Below are 22,716 nucleotides of genomic sequence, written 5' to 3'. Positions count from 1 at the left end.
CCGGGCGGCGAGGCCAGGGGTCGCGGAGGGCGCGCCGGGGGGTCGGGGGCGCGTTGACGCCACCCCTTGGGGACGGGAGAAGCGGGCACGGGGATCACGAGGGGGAACGCCGGTTGCGCGGACCATTGCTGCTGCTTTCCGCGCTCGGTCTCTTCGCGGTGCTCGACGCCAACTCAAAGCTGCTGTCGGGCGGGTACCATGTCAGCCAGGTGCTGGCCTTCCGCTATGCCGTGCTGCTGGCGCTGCTGGCGGCCTGGGTGATCCTGCGCCGCGCCGCGCCCGGGCCGCTGGGGACGCGGCGACCGGGGGCGCAGCTGCTGCGCTCCGCCTTCATGGTGGGGTCGGGCGCCGGGTTCTTCCTGTCGCTGCGCCACCTGCCGCTGGCGGAGGGCTACCTCGTCTACTTCACGGCGCCCTTCATGCTGCTCGCGCTGTTCCGGGTGCTGCTGAAGGAGCCGGTCCCGGCCTCGGCCTGGGGCTGGTGCGGGGTGGGGTTCACGGGGGTGCTGCTGGCACTCTGGCCCGGGCTCTCGGCCGGCGGGGCTTGGGCGGCCTATGCCTGGGGGATGCTGGGCAGCTTCTGCCACGCGATGGTGCTGGTGATGAACCGCAGCCTCCGGGACGAGCCGGGCATGGCGCGGCTGATCCTCTGGAGCGCCGCGCCGGCCCTGCCGCTGCTGGTGCCCTGGGCCTGGGCCGAGTGGGCGACGCCGCCGGCCGGGGATGCCCTGGCGCTGGCGGCGAACGGGCTGCTGGCGGGGGGCGCGACGATCGGCCTGGCCGCGGCCTTCCGCTACGCCTCCGCGCCGCGGCTCGCGCCGCTGGAGTTCTCGGCCCTGGTCTTCGCCGTGATCGCAGACGTGACGATCTGGGGGGTCTGGCCCTCGGCCTGGGTCTGGGCGGGGGCGGCCGTGGTGAGCTTCGCGGGGATCATGGCGCAGCGCGCGCCGCGGGCTGCCTGAGGACGCCGCGCCCGGTTTGACAGGGCCGGACGGCCACGGCCTACCCTTGCGTCAAGGATCCGCCCTCTCGCGGGGGTCGGGCCGTCACGAGGAGGAACGCCGATGACCATCCCGTCCCGCGCCGCCGGGCTGGCCGCCCTGCTGGCCTTGCCGCTCGCCGCCCTCGCGCCCGCGGCGGCGCAGGAGGGGGCTCGGCCGCTGCAGGGGCCGGTCTCGATCGAGCGGCAGGGGTCCTTCTTCGTCGGCGGGCGGTCGCTCCACTCGGACACGCTCTCTACCGTACCGGCCTATGCGCCGAGCGGGACGATCACGCTCGACCAGATGTATGTCCGCTTCCAGGTGCCCGCCGATGCCGGGGCGAAGCGGCCGGTGGTGCTCGTGCATGGCTGCTGCCTGACGGGCAAGACCTGGGAGACGACGCCGGACGGCCGCATGGGATGGGATGAGGTGCTGCTGCGCCGCGGGCACCCGACCTATGTGGTGGACCAGCCCTGGCGGGGGCGGTCCGCCGCGCATCCGAGCCAGATCAACGCCGTGAAGGCCGGGAAGGCGGGGGCGGAGGCGTTGCCGGCGGTCTTTGCCGCGGGGCGGGAGGATGCCTGGGCGATCTTCCGCTTCGGGCGGCGATTCGGGGAGACCTTCCCGGGCATGCTCTTCCCGCTGGAGGCGCAGGAGGAGTTCTGGCGGCAGATGGTGCCCGACTGGAACCTCGCCCTCCCCTCCCCTCACCCCACGGTGGTCGGCCTCTCGGCCCTGGCGGCGCAGCTGGACGGGGCGGTGCTGGTCAGCCACTCGCAGTCCGGCATCTTCCCGTTCCAGGCGGCGGCGAGCGGACGCCAGGGAATCGCGGGGATCGTCTCGATCGAGCCCGGTGCCTGCCCGGCGGCGGACGGGGACCTGGCACCCTATGCGGGGCTGCCGATTCTCGTTCTCTGGGGCGACTTCGTGCAGGAGTCGCCGCGCTGGGCGCCGCGGCTGGCCGCCTGCCGCGACTTTGCGCGGGCGGCCAACGCGGCCGGCGGTAAGGTGGAGATCGTGGTGCTGCCGGAGATCGGCATCTCCGGCAATTCCCACATGCTCATGCAGGACCGGAACTCGATCGAGCTCGCGGACTGGCTCGTCGCCTGGATCGGGAAGAACGTGGGGGAGCGGCGGTAAGGCGCCGCCCGGTCGGCGCTACTGGCTGGCCCAGACGATGCGGTGCATCCAGGTCAGCTCCTCCAGGTCGAAGCTGTAGTTGGGGTGGGCGGGGTTGAGGCTCGAGAGTTCCACCCGCTTCGCGGACTGGCGGAGGAGCTCCTTTGCCATGACCTCGCCGCCGCTGGTGCGGACGACCACGCGGTCGCCGCGCCGGACCGGGGCGCTGGGGGAGACGATGATGACGTCGCCGTCCCGGAACACGGGCTCCATCGAGTCGCCGCTGATCTCGAGCGCGTACGCGTTGGGGTCGCCGACCTCGGGCAGGCTGATCTCGTCCCAGCCACCGCCGACGGGGTAGCCGCCATCGTCGAAGTAGCCGCTGCTGCCGGCCTGGGCGAGGCCGATCAGGGGAATGCGGCGGCTGGGGCGGGATGCCGTGCGGAGGTTCCCGGTGATGAGGCTCGCGAACTCGTCCATGCCGGTGCTGGTGGCGGCGAGAACCTTCGCGACGCTTTCCGTGGAGGGCCAGCGGGCGCGGCCGTCCGGCCCCGTGCGCTTGGAGGGGTTGAAGGCGGTGGGGTCGAGTCCCGACCGGCGGGCAAGGCCCGAGGCCGAGAGGCCGTTCTCGGCCGCCAGCGCGTCGATCGCCCGCCAGATGTCGTTGTGTTGCATGGCGCCCATCATATAGGCGGAGAATCTGCGGGCAACAGGAATGACGTCACAGAAACGACTTGACGATCACGAGCCCGAGGGTTGATGTTCAGGTTCTGTTCACAACCGACAGGATCAGCCCCCGATGACCCGTCCTACCTCCGGTACTCTCCGCACCACCGCGGCCACGCTGTCGAGCCTCGACAAGGTGCAGCCCTTCCAGAGCGCCGATGAGGCCTGGTTCTGGACCATGTCCGCGCTCGTCGCCCGCCGTGACGGGGCGCGCATCGTCTCCGGCCGGGGGCTGGTGAGCCGGCCCTGCGAGCCGGACGACGTCGTGAAGTGCCTCGACCGGCTCTACCGGCAGCGCCGCATCGACCTCGCCCACGCGCGCATCCTGCGGATCTGGGGCGAGCGCGGCGTGGCGCCGGACCCGACGGTGCTGCGCGAGCGCGGCGACCACCGCCTCTGGCGCGAGGCGATGGACCGGATGGAGTGGCCGCTGCGCCTGAAGGGCATCGTGTCCGGCCCCGCCGCCGCGCCGGAGCCGGGCGAGGTGGTGCCCTTCCGTACGGCGTAAATGCCATGAATTCCGCACCTTCGGTGCCCATGATCGATCTGCTTGCCGCCGTCCCGGGAAACCGGGGCGGCGGTGCCGCTTGTGGGGGTGCCTCGCACCGGCGGGCGGCGGGGACTCGGCCGCAGCGCCTCTGGCTGTCCTTCGGCGGCGGGGCGGACCAGGGCTGGATGCGGCTGCTGCGGCCCGGTTTCCGCCACTGCTTCGCGGGCCTGCAGGACGAGTCGGGATGGACGGTGGTCGACCCGCTCTCGGGCCGGCTGCTCGTGACGCGGCTGGCGGTCGGGCCCGAGTTCGACCTGCCGGGGTTCTGGGAGAGGGCGGGATGCCGGGTGCTGGGTCCCTTCGAGCCGGGGGCGCCGGCGCGATGCCTGCCGTCGGTGGTTCCGCTGTCCTGCGTGTCGCTCTGCCGGGGGCTCCTGGGCCCTGGAGCGCCTTTCGCTGTCACGCCCTATGCGCTCTACCGGCGGTTGAAGAAAAATTTCCGTATCAAGGAAAATGTTCTTGACGAGGAGCTCACTGAGCTGTAGAACCGCTCTTGTCAACGGGACAGTTGCGCCCGGCGACGATCCCTCCTGATCCCCTCGAACTTGCAGGCCCGGCCCGGACCCCTCCGGCGCCGGGCCTGCGCTTTTTCGGGCGCCGATCGCGGCGGGTCCGGTTTTCACAGACAAGGAGCTGGCAGGCGCATGGGCGACAGCAATCCCTCCTCGCCGCGCCCCGAGCGAGGGGCCGCGGCATGACGCCCGACGAGATCATCGCCCGCGCCGAGCGCGCGCTGGAGCGCCGCCGCCCCTGGGAGGGCGTCTGGCGCGACTGCTACGACCACGTCCTGGCGCGCACGCCCGGTGCGGGCGGGCCGTCGCTGCATGACGGGACCGCGGCGGACGCGGCCGAGGGCCTGGCGGCCTCGCTGCTTGCCGAGCTGACGCCGCCCTGGTCCCGGTGGTTCGGGCTGAGCCCGGTGGACGAGGCGGCTGACCCCGAGCTGGCGGGCGTGCTGGAGCGCGCGGCGGAGACGCTGCAGGGGCACCTAGACCGCTCGAACTTCGCCCTCGAGATGCCGCAGGCCTTTCTCGATCTCGTCGTGGCGGGGACCGGGGTGCTGATGGTGGAGGAGGCGCCCCCGGGCGAGGCCTCCGCGCTGCGCTTCACCGCCGTGCCGCTGCAGGAGGCAGTGCTGGAGGAGGGTCCTTCCGGCCGGCTCGACACGGTGTTCCGGCTCGTGCGGATGACGGGCGCCGCGATCGCCGCCCGCTACCCGCTGGCGCCGCTGCCGCCCGACCTCATCCAAATGGACGACGCGGAGGCCGAGCACCGCGTTATCGAGGCGGTCTGGCCGGGCCGGGGCGGGTCCTTCTTCGCGGCGGTCCTCGAGCGCGACGGCAAGGGCATCCCGCTGGCCGAGGGGCGCTTCGAGGAGGGGCCGCTGGTGGCCTTCCGCTGGATGAAGGCGCCCGGCGAGACCTACGGGCGCGGCCCGGTGATGAAGGCGCTGCCGGACATCCGCACCGCCAACAAGGTGGTGGAGCTGGTTCTGAAGAACGCCTCCATCGCGGCGACGGGCATCTGGCAAGCCGACGACGACGGGGTGCTGAACCCAGCGACCGTCCGGCTGGAGCCGGGCGCGATCATCCCGAAGGCGGTCGGCTCGGCGGGGCTCACGCCGCTGGCGGCGCCGGGGTCCTTCGACGTATCCCAGCTCGTGCTGTCGGACATGCGGGCGCGGATCCGCTCCGCGCTGCTGGCGGACCGGCTTTCGGCGCCGTCCCAGCCGGGGATGACCGCGACGGAGGTGCTGGAGCGCAGCGCGGAGACGGCGCGGCTGCTGGGGGCGACCTACGGGCGTCTCCAGGCCGAGCTGCTGACGCCGCTGGTGGCGCGCTGCCTCTCGATCCTGCGCCGGCGCGGGGAGGTGCCGCCGATCCTGCTCGACGGGCAGGAGGCGCGGATCGCCTACCGATCGCCGCTCGCCCGCGTGCAGGGACGGGCGGACGCGTCGAACACGCTGCTGTTCCTGCAGGCGGTGGCGGCGATGGGGCCCTCGGCCTCGGCCGTCGTCGATCTGCCGGCGGCGGCCCGCTACCTCGCCAGGACCCTTTCGGCGCCGAGCGCCATCCTGGCGCCCATTGAGGAGAAGACGAGCGCATGAGCGAGAACCTGCTCGAGGTCGAGGCGGAGCCCGCCGGGGATGGCGGGGCGGCCGGCGCCGTGGCGGTCCGGCCCGACGAGGTGCCGGAGAAGTTCTGGGACGGCGAGCGCGGCGCGATCCGGGTGGAGGCGCTGCTGAAGTCCTACCGGGAGCTGGAGCGCAAGCTCTCGGCGCGCTTCGCCCCGCCGGCCGACGACGCGCCGGAGGAGGAGCGGCTGCGCTTCCGCCGGGCGATGGGCGTGCCGGACACGGCCGACGGCTACGTCGTCCAGCCGAAGCACGAGCTGATCGGGGCCGATCCCGAGGTGAACGCGACGCTTCACCAGGCGGGCTTCACGCCGGCGCAGGTCCAGCTCGTCTATGACCTGGCGGCGGAGCGGCTGCTGCCGATCGTGGCCGAGGCCACTTCCCAGTTCGAGGCGGAGCGCCAGCGCGACCGGCTGCGGGCCGAGTTCGGCGGCGAGGAGCGCTATCGCCGCACCGCGAAGCAGATCGCGGCCTGGGGACGGGCGAACCTCCCCGAGGAGGTGCTCACCGCCCTCTCCACCACGGCGGACGGCGTGATCGCGCTGCACCGCATGATGGAGAAGGGCGAGCCCGCGCTGGCCCGCCAGGCGGAGGCGCCGGAGACGGTGGACGAGGCCGCGCTCCGCCGCATGATGCGGGATCCCCGCTACTGGCGCTCCCGCGAGCCCGACTTCGTGCGCCGGGTGACCGAGGGATTCCGCCGTCTCACCGGAGGGTGATGCGAAGGCTCAACCCATTCTTCAGGTTTCTGGTCTAAGTTCCTGAAACCAGGGTTGAGCTGCCGGGTTATCCCGGCACCTCCGCGACGGTGGTCATCCGACTACACCCCCCCATGGGTGACCCCGTTGTCGCTGGCCCGCATCCCCCCTCATGCGGGCCGGCTGCGGGGGCGGGTGGCACCCTACTACCCCCTGGTGCCGCCCGCCCCCGTCCCCCTGACGAAAGGCCCCTTCCGCCCCGCGGAAGGGGCCTTTCGCGTTTCCAGCCCCTTTCCGGCGCGAACAACCCGCCCTGGCCCCGAAGGCCGCGGCGGGCGCGCGCCGTTCCGCGCGCCGCCCGGCCCCTGCCTCTCCCGAGGTGCGTCAACCGGGCGGCCGCACCCGACCGCACTGAAACCCCTTCAAAGGATGACATCCGTGTCCGCCACGATCGACCAGGCTTTCGTCAAGCAGTTCCAGGCCGAGGTGCACGAGGCCTTCCAGCGCCAGGGCAGCAAGCTGCGCCCGACGGTGCGCTCCAAGACGGGCATCAACGGCGCGTCCACGGTGTTCCCCCGCGTCGGCAAGGGCGTGGCCGCGGCCAAGGCCCGCAACGGCGTCGTGCCCGTCATGAACCTCGACTACTCGGCCGTGGAGTGCTTCCTGCAGGACTATTACGCGGGTGAGTGGGTCGACAAGCTCGACGACATCAAGACCAACGTCGACGAGCGCGCGATCGTCGCCAACGCCGGCGCCTACGCGCTGGGCCGCAAGACGGACGAGCTGATCATCTCCGCCCTCGACACCGGCACGCAGGAGGCGGTGGGCACCGCGGCCGGCTTGACCGACACGGACGGGCTGACCAAGTCCAAGGTGCTGGCCGCCTTCGAGATGCTCGGCGCCGCGGACGTGCCGGACGACGGCAACCGCTTCGCCGTCGTCGGCTGGAAGCAGTGGAGCCAGCTGCTCCAGATCCAGGAGTTCGCCAACTCGCAGTTCATCGGCGAGGGCGACCTCCCCTGGAAGGGCATGCAGGCGAAGCGCTGGCTCGGCGCGCTGTGGATGCCGCATTCCGGCCTGACCAAGAGCGGCAACCTGCGCTTCTGCTACTTCTACCACCGCACGGCGATCGGCCACGCGGTGGCGCAGGACGTCATGACCGACGTGACCTGGCACGGCGACCGCGCCGCGCACTTCGTCAACAACATGATGAGCCAGGGCGCCGTGCTCATCGACAACGCCGGCGTCGTCCGGATGCGCGCGGCCGAGTAGCCGCGCGAGGGCAGGCAGCCGCGCGAGCGCTGCCTGCGTGAGGCGGGCCGCGCGCGACGTCGTGTCGCGCGCGGTCCCCTTCCCACGACGAGATGCAAGCGCGCGCAACGCCCCTCCGGGCGGCGTGCGCGTCGCGCGGGGCCGCGCGCCCTGGCCGTGCCGCCTGTTCCGCGCCCGAGCGGCGCGACGTTCGCGGCCGCGCCGGCGCCGGCCCCGCGCCGATCACGAGTTCACCCCCATCCCCCTAGGGAGCAACGACACGATGGCGCTTTCCGCTCTCGCCCTCTGCTCGCGCGCGCTGCTGAAGGTCGGCGCGCAACCGATCGCCTCGCTCGAGGAGGGGACGGCCGAGGCGGAAGTGGCCGCCAACCTCTATCCGGGCACGCGGGACGCGCTGCTGTCCTGCCATCCGTGGACCTTCGCGACGGGGCAGATGTGCCTCAACCGGCTGGCGGCCGCGCCGGTGGCGGACCTGGCCTATGCCTTCCAGCTCCCGGCGAACGTCCTGCGGGTCCTCTCGGCCGGAAGCGGCAGGGGGCGCGGCCTTCCCTATCGCATCCAAGAGGGGCGGCTGCACGCGGACGCCGCCTCGGTGACCCTCACCTACATCTTCCGCGCCGCCGAGGCCGAGTTCCCGCCCTTCTTCGCGGGGGCGCTGGTCTCGCGCCTCGCGGCGGAGTTCTGCCTGCCGCTGACGGAGAACACCTCCCGCGCCGAGATGCTGCACCGGATCGCCGACGCGGAGCTGCGGCAGGCCCGGCTGATCGACAGCCAGCAGCAGACGGTGCGCGGCATCGAGGACTTCCCGCTCCTCAGCGTGCGGGGCTGAGCCATGCCCTCGGTCAAGCGCGCGAAGACCACCTTCACGGCGGGCGAGCTCGCCCCGGAGCTCCTCGGCCGCGGCGATGTCGCGGCCTGGGGGAACGGGGCCGCGAAGCTGCGCAACGTCTTCATCCAGCCGACCGGCGGCCTGCAGCGCCGCCCGGGGCTGCGGCATCTCGACGTCCTGCCGGGCGCCGCCCGCCTCGTGCCCTACGAGGCGAGCACGGAGTTGACCTTCCTGCTGGTCCTCCTGGCGGGGCGGGTGCGGATCCTGCGCAACGACACGCTGGTCGCAGAGCTGAGCGGGCCGTGGACGGCGGCGATGCTGCCGCAGATCAACTACACGCAGAACGCCAACATGCTGCTGCTGGTGCACCCGTCCATGCCGCCGCAGGTCGTGCGCCGGTCGGACGCGGGCGCCTGGTCGGTCGCGCCCTTCGCCTTCGCGGCCGAGCCCTTCTTCCGCTACGTCTCCGCCGAGGTCAGCGTCACGCCGAGCGGCACCACGGGGTCCATTACCGTGACGGCGACCAGCGCAATCTTCACCGCGGCGCACATGGGGGCGCAGTTGCGCATCCAGGGCCGGCGGGTGCGCGTCACCGCGGTGCCGACGCCGAGCACGGTGGTGGCGGACGTGGTGGACGCGCTCGTCTCCACCGACGCCACAACGGACTGGGCGGAATCGGCCTTCAGCGGCGCGCATGGCTGGCCCGTCAGCGCCTGCTTCTACCAGGGGCGGCTGGTGCTCGGCGGCGCGCGGGACCTTCCGAATCGGCTCTGGTTCTCGCGCAGCGCCGCCTACGAGAACTTCGACCCGGGGAGCGGGCTCGACGACCAGGCGATCGCCTTCTCGCTCGTGTCGGACCAGTTGAACGCCATTCGCGCGGTCTTCGCCGGGCGGCATCTGCAGGTCTTCACCTCGGGCGCGGAGTGGATGGTGTCGGGCGATCCGCTCACGCCGGCCTCCATCCAGGTGACGCGGCAGACGCGGGTCGGCTCCATGGTGGAGCGCAGCGTGCCGCCGCTCGACGTGGACGGGATGACTGTCTCCGTCTCGCGTTCCGGGCGCGGCGTCTACGAGTTCTCCTACACGGACCTGCAGCAGGCGTACCAGGCGGAGGACCTCGCGCTGATCGCGCGGCACCTCATCGTCACGCCGGTCTCGGCCGCCTACGACTCCCTGCGACGCCTTCTTCACGTCGCGATGGCCGATGGGAGCCTCGCCACGCTGACGATCTACCGCGCCGAGGGCGTGACGGGGTGGACGCGGCAGGAGACGGACGGGGCGTTCCGCTGCGTCGCGGAGCTCGACGGCGCCGTCTACGCCGTGGTCGAGCGGGCGGGCAGCTTCCGGCTCGAGCGCTTCGACGACGCCCTCTCGCTCGATGCCTGCGTGGCGGCGAAGGGGGATGCGACGGGCAGCAATTGGCTGGGGCTCGGCCATCTCGAGGGGCGGACGGTGTCCGTGCTGGCGGACGGCGCGCCGCGCGACGCGGCGGCCGTGGCCGGCGGCGGCATCTCCATCGATCCGGCGGCGTCGTCGGTCCAGGCCGGCTTGCCCTTCGCCCATGTGGTGGAGCCCCTGCCGGCCGACACCCTCTCGCCGAACGGGGCGCGGACGGGCCCGGTACGCCTGGTGAGCATCACCTTCCGGCTGCTGGGCACCGGTTCGCTCTCGGTCGATCTCGGCCGCGGCACGAAGCCGGTTCCGTTCCGCCGGCTCGACACGCCGGTCCTCGACGCGGCGCCCCCGCTCTTCACGGGCGACGTCACGCTGCGGGGCCTTGGCTGGAGCCGGGACTCCCTCGCGCCGCTCTGGCGCATCGAGGGCGACGTCCCGCTGCCCTTTACCCTGCTTTCCGTCACCACAGAGACGAGGATGACCGACTGATGGCGCAGCTTGCCCCCATCGTGACGCTCGCCGCGACGGGCGCCTCCATCTACGCCCAGAGCCAGGAGGCCGGGCGGCAGAAGAAGAACGCTCGCCTCCAGCAGGCGAACGCGGTCGTCCAGCAGGAGGCCCAGCAGCAGGTGCTCGCCGCGCAGGCGTCGCAGAACGCGGCGGAGCGGCAGGCGGCGCTCGACCGCGGGATCGCCTCCGCGCGGGCCCGCCTCGCGGCCGGCGGGGTGAACCCGAACGAGGGGTCGGCCGCGGCCCTCACCGACGGTCTCCGGCGCACGGCGGCGGCCGAGCAGGCGAGCGACGACGTGACCTACGCGGCGCGCCTCCAGGCGGGACGCAAGTCGCTGCTCGACCAGGACGCCTCGATGTTGACCTGGGCGCGCGCGGGGCAGGGCCTCGGGCGCGTCGCCAGAAGCCTTCTGGACTGACCCCGAGACACGCCCACGCGGCACATTTGGAGATCACTGATGCCCGAGCACATTCGCATCGGCGACATCGCGCCGCGCGTGCAGTACGTGGCCGACGGCGCGCAGACGGTGTTTGTCTACCCCTTCCCGATCTTCCAGCCGGACGACCTGGCGGTCTTCGTCGACGGGCTGTCGCTCAGCGCGGGCTTCGCCGTTTCCGGCGCCGGCAACTCCGAGGGCGGCATCGTCAGCTTCGTGCAGCCGCCCGCCGCCGGCGCCAAGGTCGTGCTGCGGCGCCAGCTCGTGATGGAGCGGGTGACGGACTACCAGCCCAACGGCGTGCTGCGGGCGAACACGCTGAACGATGAGCTGGACCGCCAGATGGCCGCCCTGCAGGAGCTGCGCGAGGGTCTCGCGGGGTCGCTGCGCCAGGGTCCCGGGGAGGTCGGCGCCCGCTTCGAGCTGCCGGTGCGCCCCGTCCGCGCCAACCGGCTCCTCGGCTTCGATAGCACCGGCGACGTCACGACCTTCTCGCGCGGCGACGCCACGCTGTCGGCGCCCTTCCCGGGCGGCATCCCGCGCACGGTCGAGGACAAGCTGGCCGAGCGGCTCTCGGCGCGCGACTTTGGCGCGGTCGGCGACGGCGTGGCCGATGACGGGCCGGCGCTGCAGGCGGCCATGAACGCCGCCGCGGCCTCCGGCAAGTTCCTGCAGATCGGCGAGGGAACCTACCGCAGCACGATCCCGCTGACCCTGCCGGGCGCGGCCGCGGGCCTGGTCATGCTGGGGGCGATTCTCTACGCCGGCGCCGGGGGCGAGGCCGCGCTGACGCTGGGCGACGGCGCGGCGATCCGGAACCGCACGAAGGTCTACCAGGGCCTGCGCGTGCTCCGCAGCACGCTCTCCTCCTGGGAGGACGAGCGGGACATCGGCATCCTCATCCGCAACCAGGACTCCGCCCTGATCGAAATCCGGCAGGTGGAGCGCTTCACGATCGGCGTGCAGACGCTCGGCGTGGAGCGCGGCTTCGAGGACAGCGTGCTGCATCTCGGCCGCTTCGTGGACAACCGCTATGGCCTCGACGTGCGCACCGCGACGGCCGCGGCCTGGAACACGTCGATCCGCTACTATGGCGGGCACTTCGCGATGTCCATCGCCACCTGGCCCGACAAGTCGCGCTACGGCATCCGGCTCTCGGCCGCGCCGGGCGCCTACGTTGCGCACAACCGCCACGTCTTCGACGGCCCGGCCTTCGAGCTGCAGGCGCGGGACCGGCCGATCGACGGCATCCCCTTCCTCATCGAGGTGAACTCGCGCGGGGTGGTCGCCCGCAACATCCGGATGGAAGGGTGCGACGCCTTCGTCGCCCGCCACACGGCGGGCGCGCAGGACCATGTCTACGAGGTGGCCTGGGCGAGCCAGGGCTACGGCGTGGACATCGACTACACCGCGACGGCGACGCGGGTCGGCAGCGTGGTCCGCACCTTCCACCAGGCGGCCGCGCACCGGGAGGCGACGCGCACGCTGGCGGAGATCCCCAACCTCCGCGCCGCCGCCATCCGATGGAACGCCACGGACATCGGCTTCGAGAAGCTGGCCTGCCTGTCCACCAACGTCAGCGGCACGCCCACGCTGCTGCCGCAGTTCGCCTTCCCGGCGCTCGACAGCTACACGCTGACGGACCGCGGGGTGATCCTGACCGGCGGGCGCGGCCTGGGCTTCGTGGTGGACACGCGGCGCTGCAAGGAGTTCGCGCTCGCCATCGACGCCGACAACCCACGCATGATCATCCAGTGCTTCGGGGCCGGCGGCGTGCTGCTCAGCGCCACGGACGGGACCATGGTGCGGGCCTCCGGCATGTCGCTGACCTACGTGGCCGGGCCGCGGTGGTGGCAGGGCAACGCCGACAGCAACGACGCCGGGCTGACGCGGCTGCAGACGATCCGGCTCGCGCCGGAGGTGCAGAGCGCCATCATCGGCGTGGCGCGCATCGACGCCGACTACGAGGTGCGCAGCCTGCGCCTGGCCTGCGATCCCTCGCAGAGCCCGCCGGTGCTCTACGGCACGCCGGAGTTGCCGCACGGGGTTCGGGAGCTGAAGGCGGAGATGACCTGGGATCCCCCCGCCATCGCCGCCGGCGCCTCGGCCCAGGTGAACGTGCCCTGCCCGGGCGTCCGCCCGGGCGACTTCGTGCAGGCCGCCTTCGGCCTCTCCACCTCGGGCGTGGTGTTCCTCGCCCAGGTCGGAGCGCAGGACGTGATCACCGTCACGGCCTGGAACCGCAGCACCATCTCCATCGACCTCGCCGCGGGCACGTTGCGCGTGCGGGCGGTGAAGTCGTGAGGCCCCTTACGGAGGAGGAGCTGCAGAGCGCATTGCGGAAGGTGGTGGCGGACTACAAGGCCTTCGTCGAGCGGGGCCCGGCGCCGGGCGCGCGCGAGGACCCGAAGGCCTTCACCGCGCACCACGCCGCCGCCCGCTCCGCCCTGGCTCATGTCGAGCACCTGATGAAGCTCGCGCCGGGCCCCGCCGCGACGGAGCTCGGCGCGGAGGCCGGCACGCTGATCGCCGAGGCCCGCCGGTCCATCCAGCTGGCCGAGCAGGAAGACGGGGAGATGACGGAGGATGAAGACCAGGGCTGACGCGCCGGGCCCCGAGGTCCGGGGGCGGGACTTCCTCGAGTTCCTCTACGCCTGGAACCTGCGCGCCGGGATCGCCACCCCCGGCGTGCACCGGCGGATCGCGCGCTGGCTGATGGCGTGCGAGGCGGCGGCGGACAACCGGCTGCTGCTGATGGCCTTCCGCGGCTGCGGGAAGTCGACGCTGGTCGGCCTGTGGTGCGCCTGGCGCCTGGCGGTGGATCCCGAGATCCGAATCTTCGTGCTCGCCGCCGACCACGCGCTGGCGGCGCGCATGGTCGCGACGGTGCGGCGAATCGTTGAGCGCCATCCCCTCTGCCGGCATCTTCTCGGCGGTGGCGAGACCTGGGCGGCGGACCGCTTCTCGGTGCGCCGCCGCGGGGCCATCCGCGAGCCCTCCATGCTGGCCCAGGGGATCGGCGGCAACGTGACGGGCTCGCGCGCCGAGCTCATCGTCTGCGACGACGTGGAGGTCGCCGGCAACTGCGACACGCCGGGCAAGCGCGAGGAGCTTCGCGAGCGGCTGGCCGAGTGCGAGTTCATCCTCACGCCCGGCGGCACCATCCTCTTCGTCGGCACGCCACACTGTGCGGACAGCCTCTACGCGCCGCCCGAGGTGGAGGGCGCCTACCTCGGCTCCTACCGGCGCCTGCGGGTTCCGCTGCTGGACGCCGCCGGCCGCAGCGCCTGGCCCGAGCGCTTCCCGCGCGAGGGCGTGCAGGCGCAGCGCGACCGGGTGGGGCCGCTGCAGTTCCGGCGGCAGATGATGCTCGAATGCGCCGCGGCCGAGGCCGCGCGGCTCGATCCCGGGCTGATCGTCCGCTACGGCGAGGACCTCGACTACCGCGAGGCGAACGGGCGTCCGGTGCTGTCCCTGCTCGGCCGGCGCCTCGTCTCGGGCGGCGGCTTCTGGGACCCGGCCTACGGACGGGAGGGCAAGGGGGACAGCAGCGTGCTCGCCGCCACCTTCTCGGACGCGGAGGGAAATCACTACCTGCACCGCTTGGCCTACATCACCCAGGACCCGGGCGCCGCGACGGACCCCGCGACGCAGCAGTGCCAGCGCGTCGCGGCGCTGGCGCGGGAGCTGCTGCTCCCGGTCGTGCGCGTGGAGACGAACGGCATCGGCAAGTTCCTGCCCGCCCTCCTGCGCCGGGAGATGGCGCGCGCCGGGGCCGCCTGCACGGTCGTGGAGCACGCGAGCCACCGGCCGAAGGCGGAGCGCATCCTCGGCGCGCTCGACCCGGCGCTCGCCGCGCGGAGGCTGCACGCCCACGAGGCGGTGTTCCGCACCGCCTTTCCGCAGGAGATGGCGGAGTGGAAGCCCGGCACGAACGGGGTGCGGGACGACGCGCTCGACGCGGTGGCCGGTTGCCTCCTCGCCGAGCCGGTCCGCCTGCCGAGCCTGCCCCCCGCCGCGCGGGGCGCATCCTGGCGCGGGTGAGGGACGTCTCATTTTTTTCGGTGTCGTTCAGGCCTGATTCACCGGGCTGGTGGAAATTGAGACCACGCCAACCAAGGGAGACACCTCATGACGTCCATCCGCCAGCTCAGCGCCTCCACCACCAGCCTGCTCGCCGGCCTCGCCGCCCTGCCCTGGACGGCGTCCCTGCCGCGACGCTGACCCCGGCCACCAGCCGCGATCCCAAGGGCCCGCCGAAAGGCGGGCCTTTTGCGTTCTAGGCCGCCGATCTCGGCCGCCGCAGCACCTCGCTCGCGTGCCGGGCGGCGCCCGCCTCGGTCATGGCAAAGCGCCCCGGCGAGACCTCCTCCGCCAGGCCCATCCCGCCGAGCCGGCGAAGGCAGGCATCGTCCGGCAGCCCGGCCGGGCGCGTCCCGCCCCGCGTCAGGAACAGGCGGTGCAGCGCGGACCGGCAGCAGGTCTCGAGATACGGTTCGTTCCACATCCTCGTCTCAAAGCATCCCCCATGGCGTCCCGGTAAGTCGGGGCGTCCCCACCCGGGATCAACCCCATCCCGCCGGATCCCCCGAAGGAGGACCCATGCCGTCCCTTGCCACCGATTCGCAGTGGATCGCCGCGGCGGTCGACACGCCCTTCATCGCCCTGCTCGCCTGGATGCTCCACCAGCTCCGGCGCAGCCTCCCGCAGCCGCCCGACCGGGACGCCGCCGAGCCGCCCCTTTCCGCGCCGCCCGCGCCGCCCGCCCCGTCGCACAACGCCCATCTCGGGGCGATCGAGCGCACGCGCGAGGAGCTCAGCGCCTTCAAGCTCGAGGTCGCGCGCACCTACGTCCCGCTCTCCCTCATCCGGGACGTCGACGGGCGCCTGACCTCCCACCTGGTCCGGATCGAGCAGAAGCTCGACGAGGCCACCCGCACCGCCCACAGCACGGCCGCGCAGGTGCGCGTGCTCGCCGAGGATCGCTGACCATGCCCTCCCCCGCCACGACCGCCGACGCCGTCGCCGAGACCCTCGCCCGCACGCTCTACGCCGAGGCGGGGACCCTCCCGGTGCGCGCCATCGAGGCGCTCGCCTCCCTCGCCGCGAACCGGGCGCGCGCCGCCCAGCCGCGGCCGCCCCGCGTTCCCGGCGCGGCGCCCTTCGCCCGCGGCGGCCACGCGCGGCTGCCCGAGCCCGGCCCGAAGGAGATGGCGGCCGCCTGCCGGGACCCCTTCCTGTTCCCGGCCTGCAACCCGCGCCACCCCGGCCACGCCCGGCTGGCCGCCCCGCCGCCGGCTGACCCGGCGCTGGCGGTGTGCCGCCGGATCGCGTCCCGCGCCCTCTCCGGCGCCCTGGTGGACCCGACCGGCGGCGCCACCCACTGGCACCCGTCCGACCGCCTCCCGGGCTGGGCCGTGGCGCGCGAGGCCTCGGCCGAGATCGGCGGCCTGACCTTCTATCGCCTGGAGACCGGGTATCCCCCGGCGCGGCCCGCCGCCCCGGCCCTGGTGGCCGCGGCCTGACGCGCTAGAAGCGGGGGCATGGAACCCCTGATCCACACCGTCCTGCGCGGGGCCGACTGGCACGCGGCCCAGCAGGCGGGCGCCTATGCCGGCAGCGCCGACGACCGGCGCGACGGCTTCCTGCACTTCTCCACGGCAGCCCAGCTCCGCGCCAGCGCGGCGAAGCACCGCGCGGGCGAGCCCGACCTCTGGCTCGTCAGCGCGGAGGCCGCGGCGCTCGGGGCCGCGCTGCGCTGGGAGCCGGCCGCTGGCGGCAAGCGGCCCGGCCTCTTCCCGCATCTCTACGGCACCCTCCCGCTCGCGGCCGTGCGCGGCGCGGTCCCTCTCCCGCTCGGCCGCGACGGGCTGCACCGCTTCCCGCCCTGGGTGCCCTGAGCGACGGCGCGGCCGCCTGACCGGCGGCCGGGAACGGCGTCGCCCGGCCTAGTCCCCGGCCCCGCCCGCCGCCAGCAGCCGCAGCACCTTCTGCGGGTCCTGGTCGCCCGACAGCGCCATCGACCGCCCGTCCGGCAGCGTCACGGAGGCCATGCCGGCGGCCTCGTAGGCCCGCTGCATCCCCTGCCCCACCCCCGCGAAGGCCGGGGCGACCCCGGCGGCGTCGCAAAGGTCCCGGAAGCGCCAGATCGCGCTGATCCGGGCGTCCGGCGCGCCCGCGGGGTCGCCCTCGGCCACCCAGATCCCCTCCAGCCGCCGGAAGGCGAAGCCCGCCCGCCCGCCATCGGCGAAGACCACCCCGTCCGCGTGGTGCGGCACCCGCGCGCCCAGGGCCGCCAGCCGCGCCTGGGCCGATTCGTCGTAGTCCTCGGCGTGGATCCGCGCCGGGCGCAGCAGCCGGAAGGCCGCGAAGAGCAGCAGCAGGGCCGAGAGGCCCACCCCGAAGCGAAGCGGCGCCGGCATGCCCGACAGCAGCACCACCTCCCACCAGGCCGCCTCGGAGACCCGCCCGTGATAAGCGACGGTGGCCAGCGTCAGCCCGCAGATCACCCCGGCCGCGAGCGAGAAGACGCGCGACGCCGTCAGCGGCTCCCCGGTCAGCCGCGCGTCGCGGTAAAAGGCGCCCCCCATGGCCGCCAGGAACAACCCCGTCCCGAGATAGGCCGCCGCCACCCACCAGGGGTCGCCCCGGATCGCGAGGATGGCCACCCCATTGGCCAGCAGGAACAGCCCGGCCCACCAAGCCAGGCGCAGCCGCCGCAGCATCCCGTAGGACACCACCAGCAGCAGCGACCCCACCACCGAGGCCGCGAACTGGCTCGCCAGCGCCGCCCACTCCCCGCCCCAGTGCGCGATGTCCGACCCACGCGCCGGCAGGGCGCCGACGAAGATGAGCACGACCCCGCCCAGGCCGGTGAGCCCGGCGAGGACCGGCACCTCCAGCGCCCCGGTCACGCGCGTCTCCACCTGCAGCCGCCCCATCGCGGGCCGGCGCTGCCCGAGCTCGAAGGCCGCGAAGAGGCCGCCCGCCAGGAAGAGCGGCACGACGTAGTAGAAGAGCCGGAACAGCAGCACCGCCCCCACGACCTGGGCGGAGGGCAGGTAGGGCTCGAGGCTCAGCAGGATGAAGCCGTCGAAGACCCCGAGCCCGCCCGGCACGCTCGCGGCCAGCCCCGCGGTGTAGGCCGCGATGTAGATGCCGAGGAACTTCCAGAAGGTCAGCCCGGGCGCCTCGGGCAGCAGCCAGTAGAAGATCGCCGCCGTGACCGCGACGTCGACGCTCGCCAGCGCGACCTGCGCCAGCGCCATGCGGAAGCCCGGCAGATCGATCTGGTGCCCGAAGGCCTTGAAGTGCGGGAAGCGGCGCGACAGCACGAGGTAGGTGCCGACGATCCCCCACATCGCGACCCCCACCACCTGCGCGACCCAGGACGGCACCACCTCGCCCGACGCCTCGCCCACCCAGGGGAGCACGGAGGGCTCCAGCACCAGCACCAGCCCGCCGAGCGCGAAGCCGCCGAGCCCGAAGGTGAGCGAGGTGAAGGCGATGACCTTCGCGATCTCGACCGAGGTCAGCCCCCAGGCCGCGTAGAAGCGGTAGCGCACCGCCGCCCCGGACACCGCGGCGAAGCCGAGGTTGTGCGCCAGCGTGTAGGCGCAGAAGGAGGCCAGCGAGGTCCGCAGGTAGGAGATGGGCTTTCCCGCGTAGACCGAGCCGAGCCGGTCGTAGATCGTCAGCACCGCGTAGGCGAGCACCGTCCAGCCGCCGGCGATCCAGAGCTGCCGCTGCGAGGTCGCCTCCAGCGCCCGCCCCACATCCGCCACCGACAGGCTGCGGAACTCCCGCTGCACGACGTAGAGCGCCCCCACCAGCAGGATCAGCCCGAAGACGGTCGGCCCGTGCTTGCGGATCAGCGCCCAGCTCATGCGGCGCCGGCGCCCTGGGCCTGCTTCGGGGCCGCGGCCCCGAGCGCTCCCTCGATCAGCGCCACCGTCTCGGGAATGCCGTAGAGCGCGACGAAGCCGCCGAAGCGCGGCCCCTCCTCCTGCCCGAGCAGCACCTGGTAGATCGCCGCGAACCAGGCCCGCGACACGCCCGGCCGCGCGGGGTCCTTGCCCGGCTGCAGGAAGGGCTCCCGCCGCCCCGCGTCGTAGACGAGGTCCTGGATGGCCGCGGGCCGCTCCGCCACCGGAAGCGCCTCGATCCGCCCCTGGTTCTCCCGGAGCAGGGCCGCCAGGTGCAGCAGCGCCTCCCGCTCCGCCTCCGTCGCCGCCCGGAAGCGCTTCGTCGGCTTCACCACGTCCCGGTAGTAGGCGGAGGCCCGCTCCACCAGCACCGCCAGCATCGGGGAGGCCTCCGGCGTCGCGTCCGGGGCGTGCCGCCGCAGGTAGCCCCAGAGCATCTCCGGCGTCTCGGCGTTGGCGGCCACGGCGAGGTTCAGCAGCAGCGTGAAGGTGATCGGGCTGCCGGCCCCGTTCGGCAGCGCGCCTTCGTGGATGTGCCAGGCCGGGTTCGCCGGGTCCGCGGCCGCCCGCAGCTTCTCCACCTGCCCCAGGTACTCGTCCGTCGCCCGCGGGATGACGTCGAAGTGCAGCCGCTTCGCCCGCCCGGGCTGCTGGTACATGAACAGGGACAGGCTCTCGGGCGGGCCGTAGCGCAGCCACTCGTCGATGGTCAGCCCGTTGCCCTTGCTCTTGCTGATCTTGTGCCCCTCGGCGTCGAGGAACAGCTCGTAGGTGAAGCCCACCGGCGGCTCCCCCCCGAGCACCCGGCAGATGGCCGAGGACAGGCGCACGCTGTCGATCAGGTCCTTGCCCGACATCTCGTAGTCCACGCCGAGCGCGAACCAGCGCAGCGCCCAGTCCGCCTTCCACTGCGCCTTCACGTGGCCGCCGGTCACGGGCGTCTCGAAGCGCTCCCCCGTCTCCGGGTCGCGCCACACGACCGTCCCGGCCTCCGCCCGCACCTCCTCCATCGGCACCTGCATGACGATGCCGGTCCGCGGGTGGATCGGCAGGAAGGGCGAGTAGGTCGCCCGCCGGTCGGGGCCGAGGGTCGGCAGGATGACCGCCCGGACCTCCTCGTGCACCGCGAGCATCCGGCGCAGGGCCGCGTCGAACCGGCCGGAGCCGTAATAGTCGGTCGAGGAGACGAACTCGTACTCGAAGCCGAACTCGTCGAGGAAGGCCCGCAGCCGCGCGTTGTTGTGCGCGCCGTAGCTCTCGTGCGTGCCGTAGGGGTCCGGGATGCGCGTCAGCGGCCGCCCGAGATGCGCCCTGAGCATCTCCGGCTGCGGCGCGTTGTCCGGCACCTTCCGCAGCGCGTCCATGTCGTCGGAGAAGGCCAGCAGCCGGGAGGGCAGCCCCGTCAGCCGCTCGAAGGCTCGCCGCACCCAGGTGGTCCGCGCCACCTCCCCGAAGGTGCCGATATGCGGCAGGCCGGAAGGGCCGTAGCCCGTCTCGAACAGGGCCGCCCCCTTGGCCGCGACCGAGGCCCGGCCGGCCACCTTCGCCGCCTCCTCGAAGGGCCAGGCGCGGGTATCACGAAGGGAGGGATCGGCGGGGGGACGTTCCATGGCCGCCCCCAATTGCCCCCGCCACCCCGCCCGGTCAACGCGCCCCTTCAACAACCGGGCATCCCTGCTCCCCGCAACGCGCGCCTCGCATCCCGCGCGCGCGCCTGTATAAGCCACCCTGCCACTCTGGCCGGGCGGGCCCATCCGGGCGCCCCGACAACGCCTCGCAAGGAACGCAGGTCATGCGCGTTGGGGTTTTCGGCGCCACGGGCGCCGTCGGCAAGGAACTGGTGCAGGTCCTGGGCGACCGGGGCTTCCCGGTGACCGAGCTGCGCCTCTTCGCCTCCACCCGCAGCGCCGGCACCCGCGTTCCCACCCCCTTCGGCGACAAGCGGATCGAGGTCTACGACCCCGCCACCCCGCCCCGCCTGGACCTCGCCCTCCTTGCCGTTTCCGGCGACTGGTCCAAGGCCCACGCCCGCCAGCTCGTCGAGGCCGGCGCCGTGGTGGTCGACAACTCCTCCGCCTTCCGCCTGGAGGACGACGTCCCCCTCGTGGTGCCCGAGGTGAACGCGGCCGCGGCCGGCAACGCCCGCCTGATCGCCAACCCCAACTGTACCACCGCCATCCTCGCCGTCGCCCTCGCCCCGCTGCACGAGGCCTTCGGCCTGAAGCGCGTCATCGTCTCCACCTACCAGGCCGCCTCCGGCGCGGGGGCCGAGGGCATGCAGGAGCTCGAGGACGGGCTGCGCGAGGTCCTCGCGCAAGGCGGTCAGGCGACGAACAAGTTCTTCCGCCACCCGCTCCCCATGAACCTCATCCCGCACATCGATAGCTTCCAGCCCAACGGCTACACGCGGGAGGAGATGAAGGTCACCTGGGAGACCCGGAAGATCATGGGCCTGCCGGACCTCCTGATCTCCTGCACCGCCGTCCGCGTGCCGACCATGCGCGCCCACGCCGAGGCCGTGACGATCGAGACCGAGCGCCCCGTCACCGCCGAGGCCGCCCGCCGCATCCTCGCCGCCGCCCCCGGCGTGAAGCTCGTCGACGACGTGGAGAACGCCCTCTACCCCATGCCGCTGACCGCCAGCGGCCAGTACGACGTCGAGGCCGGCCGCGTCCGCGCCAACCCCGTCTTCGGGGACCGCGGCCTCGACCTCTTCGTCTGCGGCGACCAGCTCCTCAAGGGCGCCGCCCTCAACGCGGTGCAGATCGCCGAGGCCCTGCCGGTCCGCCTCGCGGCCTGACCCCGCCGCGCCACTAGCAGAAAGGGGCGGGAAGGCTTCGGCCCTCCCGCCCCTTCTCGTTTTCGCGGCGGCTGGAAGGGCGGGAACTGGGTCCCCGCCCGCCGGCGATCAGCCCGCCAGGCTGCGCCCGGCCGAGCCGAGGTCGGCGAAGGCCTCGTCCAGCCGCTTCGCGACCCCCTTCTCCGCCGCCCGCAGCCACTTGCGCGGGTCGTACAGCTTCTTTGTCGGCTTGCCGTTGGACGGGTCGATCTGGTGCGTGAAGGCCACGGGGTTCGCCTGCACATAGGCGCCCACCGGCTCCGCGAAGGCGAACTGCGTGTCCGTGTCGATGTTCATCTTGAACACGCCGTAGGACACGGCCTCCGTGATCTTGTCCTTCTCCGAGCCCGAGCCGCCGTGGAAGACGAGGCTCATCGGCTTGTCGCCGCCGCCGAACTTGCCGGCCACCGCCTCCTGCGACGCCTTGAGGATCTCCGGCCGCAGCTTCACGTTGCCCGGCGCGTAGACCCCGTGCACGTTCCCGAAGGAGGCGGCCATCGTCACGTGCCCGATCGGCGACAGCACCTCCCAGGCGCGCAGCACGTCCTCGGGCTGGGTGTAGAGATGCGCGTTGTCGGCGCTCTCCTCGATGTCGTGCCCGATCCCGTCCTCCTCGCCGCCGGTCACGCCGAGCTCGATCTCGAGGCTCATGCCGAGCGGCGCCATGCGCTTCAGCACCGCCGCGCATTCCGCGATGTTCGTCTCCAGCGGCTCGGCCGAGAGGTCGATCATGTGCGACGAGAACAGCGGCTGCCCCGTCCGCTTCATGTGCTCCTCGCCGTGGTCGATCAGCGCGTTCACCCAGGGCAGCAGCGAGCGGTCGGCGTGGTCGGTGTGCAGCACCACGCAGACGCCATAGGCCTTGGCCAGGGTGTGGACGTGCTGCGCGGCCGAGACCGCACCCAGCACCCGCGCCGCCTCGGCGTCCGGGCAGCCCTCGCCGCCGAAGAAGCGCGCGCCGCCGTTGGAGAGCTGGATGATCACGTCCGCCTTGTTCTTCGAGGCGGATTCCAGCACCGCGTTGATGCTGTTCGTGCCCACCACGTTCACCGCCGGCAGCGCGTAGCCGCCCGCGCGGCAGGCCTCCAGCAGGGTGAGGTAGTCGGCGCCCGTCACGACGCCCGGCTTCAGCTTCGTACCGGCGGGGGCCGGCGAGATATGGTTCACGCTCTGATTCCTGCTCTGCTCGCCCGGGGGAGGGGGCGCCCCCGGGACATGCCGGCCAATATGCCCCAGCCCGGCCCCGTCTGAAAACTCAAGGAAAGGGTCCCGCGGACTCGCCTGCGCGAACAAAGCGGGTAT

22 protein-coding genes are annotated in these 22,716 nt (G+C 73.1%); 17 read left to right on the top strand and 5 right to left on the bottom strand.

Features of this window, described 5'->3' with window-relative positions; genetic code table 11:
- Positions 1-113: 113 nt before the first annotated feature.
- Complete coding sequence (locus tag EAH89_RS04200; RefSeq protein WP_241666851.1) at positions 114-962, top strand: DMT family transporter; 849 nt, start codon at positions 114-116, stop codon at positions 960-962.
- 102 nt (positions 963-1,064) lie between these two features.
- Positions 1,065-2,120 (top strand): alpha/beta hydrolase family protein, encoded by a 1,056-nt coding sequence (locus EAH89_RS04195; RefSeq protein ID WP_206667444.1) that lies wholly within the window; start codon positions 1,065-1,067, stop codon positions 2,118-2,120.
- Between the two features lie 18 nt (positions 2,121-2,138).
- Here EAH89_RS04195 and EAH89_RS04190 read toward each other — a convergent pair whose 3' ends face one another.
- Positions 2,139-2,774 (bottom strand): S24 family peptidase, encoded by a 636-nt coding sequence (locus tag EAH89_RS04190; RefSeq protein ID WP_140881497.1) that lies wholly within the window; start codon positions 2,772-2,774, stop codon positions 2,139-2,141.
- A 124-nt stretch (positions 2,775-2,898) separates the two neighbouring features.
- On the opposite strand from EAH89_RS04190, the gene EAH89_RS04185 reads away from it, so the two are divergent.
- The 11 genes from EAH89_RS04185 to terL all read left to right on the top strand — a co-directional run bounded on the left by EAH89_RS04185 (position 2,899) and on the right by terL (position 14,694).
- Positions 2,899-3,333, top strand: a complete 435-nt coding sequence (locus EAH89_RS04185; RefSeq protein WP_140881496.1) for a hypothetical protein — start codon at positions 2,899-2,901, stop codon at positions 3,331-3,333.
- 167 nt (positions 3,334-3,500) lie between these two features.
- Positions 3,501-3,860, top strand: coding sequence for a hypothetical protein (locus EAH89_RS04180; protein ID WP_194152297.1), 360 nt, complete (start codon positions 3,501-3,503; stop codon positions 3,858-3,860).
- Between the two features lie 209 nt (positions 3,861-4,069).
- Positions 4,070-5,482, top strand: a complete 1,413-nt coding sequence (locus EAH89_RS04175) for a portal protein (RefSeq protein ID WP_140881495.1) — start codon at positions 4,070-4,072, stop codon at positions 5,480-5,482.
- Positions 5,479-6,228, top strand: a complete 750-nt coding sequence (locus EAH89_RS04170) for a capsid assembly protein (protein WP_140881494.1) — start codon at positions 5,479-5,481, stop codon at positions 6,226-6,228. Before EAH89_RS04175 ends, EAH89_RS04170 begins: the two co-directional genes overlap by 4 nt.
- A 408-nt stretch (positions 6,229-6,636) precedes the next feature.
- Entirely contained in the window at positions 6,637-7,479 is an 843-nt protein-coding gene (locus EAH89_RS04165; RefSeq protein WP_456306484.1) for a phage capsid protein, read from the top strand.
- Positions 7,480-7,741: 262 nt separating this feature from the next.
- Positions 7,742-8,308 (top strand): hypothetical protein, encoded by a 567-nt coding sequence (locus tag EAH89_RS04160; protein WP_140881492.1) that lies wholly within the window; start codon positions 7,742-7,744, stop codon positions 8,306-8,308.
- Between the two features lie 3 nt (positions 8,309-8,311).
- Complete coding sequence (locus tag EAH89_RS04155) at positions 8,312-10,192, top strand: hypothetical protein (protein WP_140881491.1); 1,881 nt, start codon at positions 8,312-8,314, stop codon at positions 10,190-10,192.
- On the top strand, positions 10,192-10,632 hold the full coding sequence (locus tag EAH89_RS04150; RefSeq protein WP_140881490.1) for a hypothetical protein: 441 nt from the start codon (positions 10,192-10,194) through the stop codon (positions 10,630-10,632). Before EAH89_RS04155 ends, EAH89_RS04150 begins: the two co-directional genes overlap by 1 nt.
- A 39-nt stretch (positions 10,633-10,671) precedes the next feature.
- Positions 10,672-12,954, top strand: a complete 2,283-nt coding sequence (locus EAH89_RS04145) for a glycosyl hydrolase family 28-related protein (protein WP_140881489.1) — start codon at positions 10,672-10,674, stop codon at positions 12,952-12,954.
- A complete protein-coding gene (locus EAH89_RS04140; protein WP_140881488.1) occupies positions 12,951-13,253 on the top strand; it encodes a hypothetical protein in 303 nt (100 codons plus the stop codon). Before EAH89_RS04145 ends, EAH89_RS04140 begins: the two co-directional genes overlap by 4 nt.
- On the top strand, positions 13,237-14,694 hold the full coding sequence (gene terL / locus EAH89_RS04135) for a phage terminase large subunit (RefSeq protein WP_140881487.1): 1,458 nt from the start codon (positions 13,237-13,239) through the stop codon (positions 14,692-14,694). Before EAH89_RS04140 ends, terL begins: the two co-directional genes overlap by 17 nt.
- A 235-nt stretch (positions 14,695-14,929) precedes the next feature.
- Here terL and EAH89_RS04130 read toward each other — a convergent pair whose 3' ends face one another.
- Positions 14,930-15,157 carry a hypothetical protein gene (locus EAH89_RS04130; RefSeq protein WP_140881486.1) on the bottom strand — a complete coding sequence of 76 codons (228 nt, stop codon included), beginning with the start codon at positions 15,155-15,157 and terminating at the stop codon, positions 14,930-14,932.
- A gap of 95 nt (positions 15,158-15,252) precedes the next feature.
- On the opposite strand from EAH89_RS04130, the gene EAH89_RS04125 reads away from it, so the two are divergent.
- Genes EAH89_RS04125 through EAH89_RS04115 form a run of 3 tightly spaced genes read left to right on the top strand, consistent with a single transcriptional unit; the run spans position 15,253 to position 16,550 of the window.
- The gene (locus EAH89_RS04125; protein WP_140881485.1) at positions 15,253-15,639 is read left to right on the top strand and encodes a hypothetical protein; all 387 of its coding nucleotides are present in this window, start codon (positions 15,253-15,255) and stop codon (positions 15,637-15,639) included.
- A gap of 2 nt (positions 15,640-15,641) precedes the next feature.
- Positions 15,642-16,175: a cell wall hydrolase gene (locus EAH89_RS04120; RefSeq protein ID WP_140881484.1), complete on the top strand. Its 534-nt coding sequence runs from the start codon at positions 15,642-15,644 to the stop codon at positions 16,173-16,175.
- 18 nt (positions 16,176-16,193) lie between these two features.
- The gene (locus EAH89_RS04115) at positions 16,194-16,550 is read left to right on the top strand and encodes a DUF952 domain-containing protein (RefSeq protein ID WP_140881483.1); all 357 of its coding nucleotides are present in this window, start codon (positions 16,194-16,196) and stop codon (positions 16,548-16,550) included.
- A gap of 48 nt (positions 16,551-16,598) precedes the next feature.
- Here the strand turns inward: EAH89_RS04115 and EAH89_RS04110 are convergent, their stop codons facing one another.
- Together EAH89_RS04110 and EAH89_RS04105 are read right to left on the bottom strand one after the other, a co-directional pair.
- Complete coding sequence (locus EAH89_RS04110; protein ID WP_140881482.1) at positions 16,599-18,536, bottom strand: phosphatidylglycerol lysyltransferase domain-containing protein; 1,938 nt, start codon at positions 18,534-18,536, stop codon at positions 16,599-16,601.
- On the bottom strand, positions 18,533-20,185 hold the full coding sequence (locus tag EAH89_RS04105; protein ID WP_140881481.1) for a lysine--tRNA ligase: 1,653 nt from the start codon (positions 20,183-20,185) through the stop codon (positions 18,533-18,535). Before EAH89_RS04105 ends, EAH89_RS04110 begins: the two co-directional genes overlap by 4 nt.
- Positions 20,186-20,367: 182 nt before the next feature.
- Here EAH89_RS04105 and EAH89_RS04100 point away from each other — a divergent pair, with 182 nt between their 5' ends.
- Positions 20,368-21,375 carry an aspartate-semialdehyde dehydrogenase gene (locus EAH89_RS04100; RefSeq protein ID WP_140881480.1) on the top strand — a complete coding sequence of 336 codons (1,008 nt, stop codon included), beginning with the start codon at positions 20,368-20,370 and terminating at the stop codon, positions 21,373-21,375.
- A 108-nt stretch (positions 21,376-21,483) separates the two neighbouring features.
- Here the strand turns inward: EAH89_RS04100 and fbaA are convergent, their stop codons facing one another.
- A complete protein-coding gene (gene fbaA / locus EAH89_RS04095; protein ID WP_140881479.1) occupies positions 21,484-22,581 on the bottom strand; it encodes a class II fructose-bisphosphate aldolase in 1,098 nt (365 codons plus the stop codon).
- Positions 22,582-22,716 lie beyond the last annotated feature (135 nt).

The sequence above is a fragment of the Muricoccus nepalensis genome, assembly GCF_006438825.1.
GTDB lineage: Bacteria > Pseudomonadota > Alphaproteobacteria > Acetobacterales > Acetobacteraceae > Roseomonas > Roseomonas nepalensis.
This window is presented reverse-complemented; position numbering and strand designations above follow the sequence as displayed.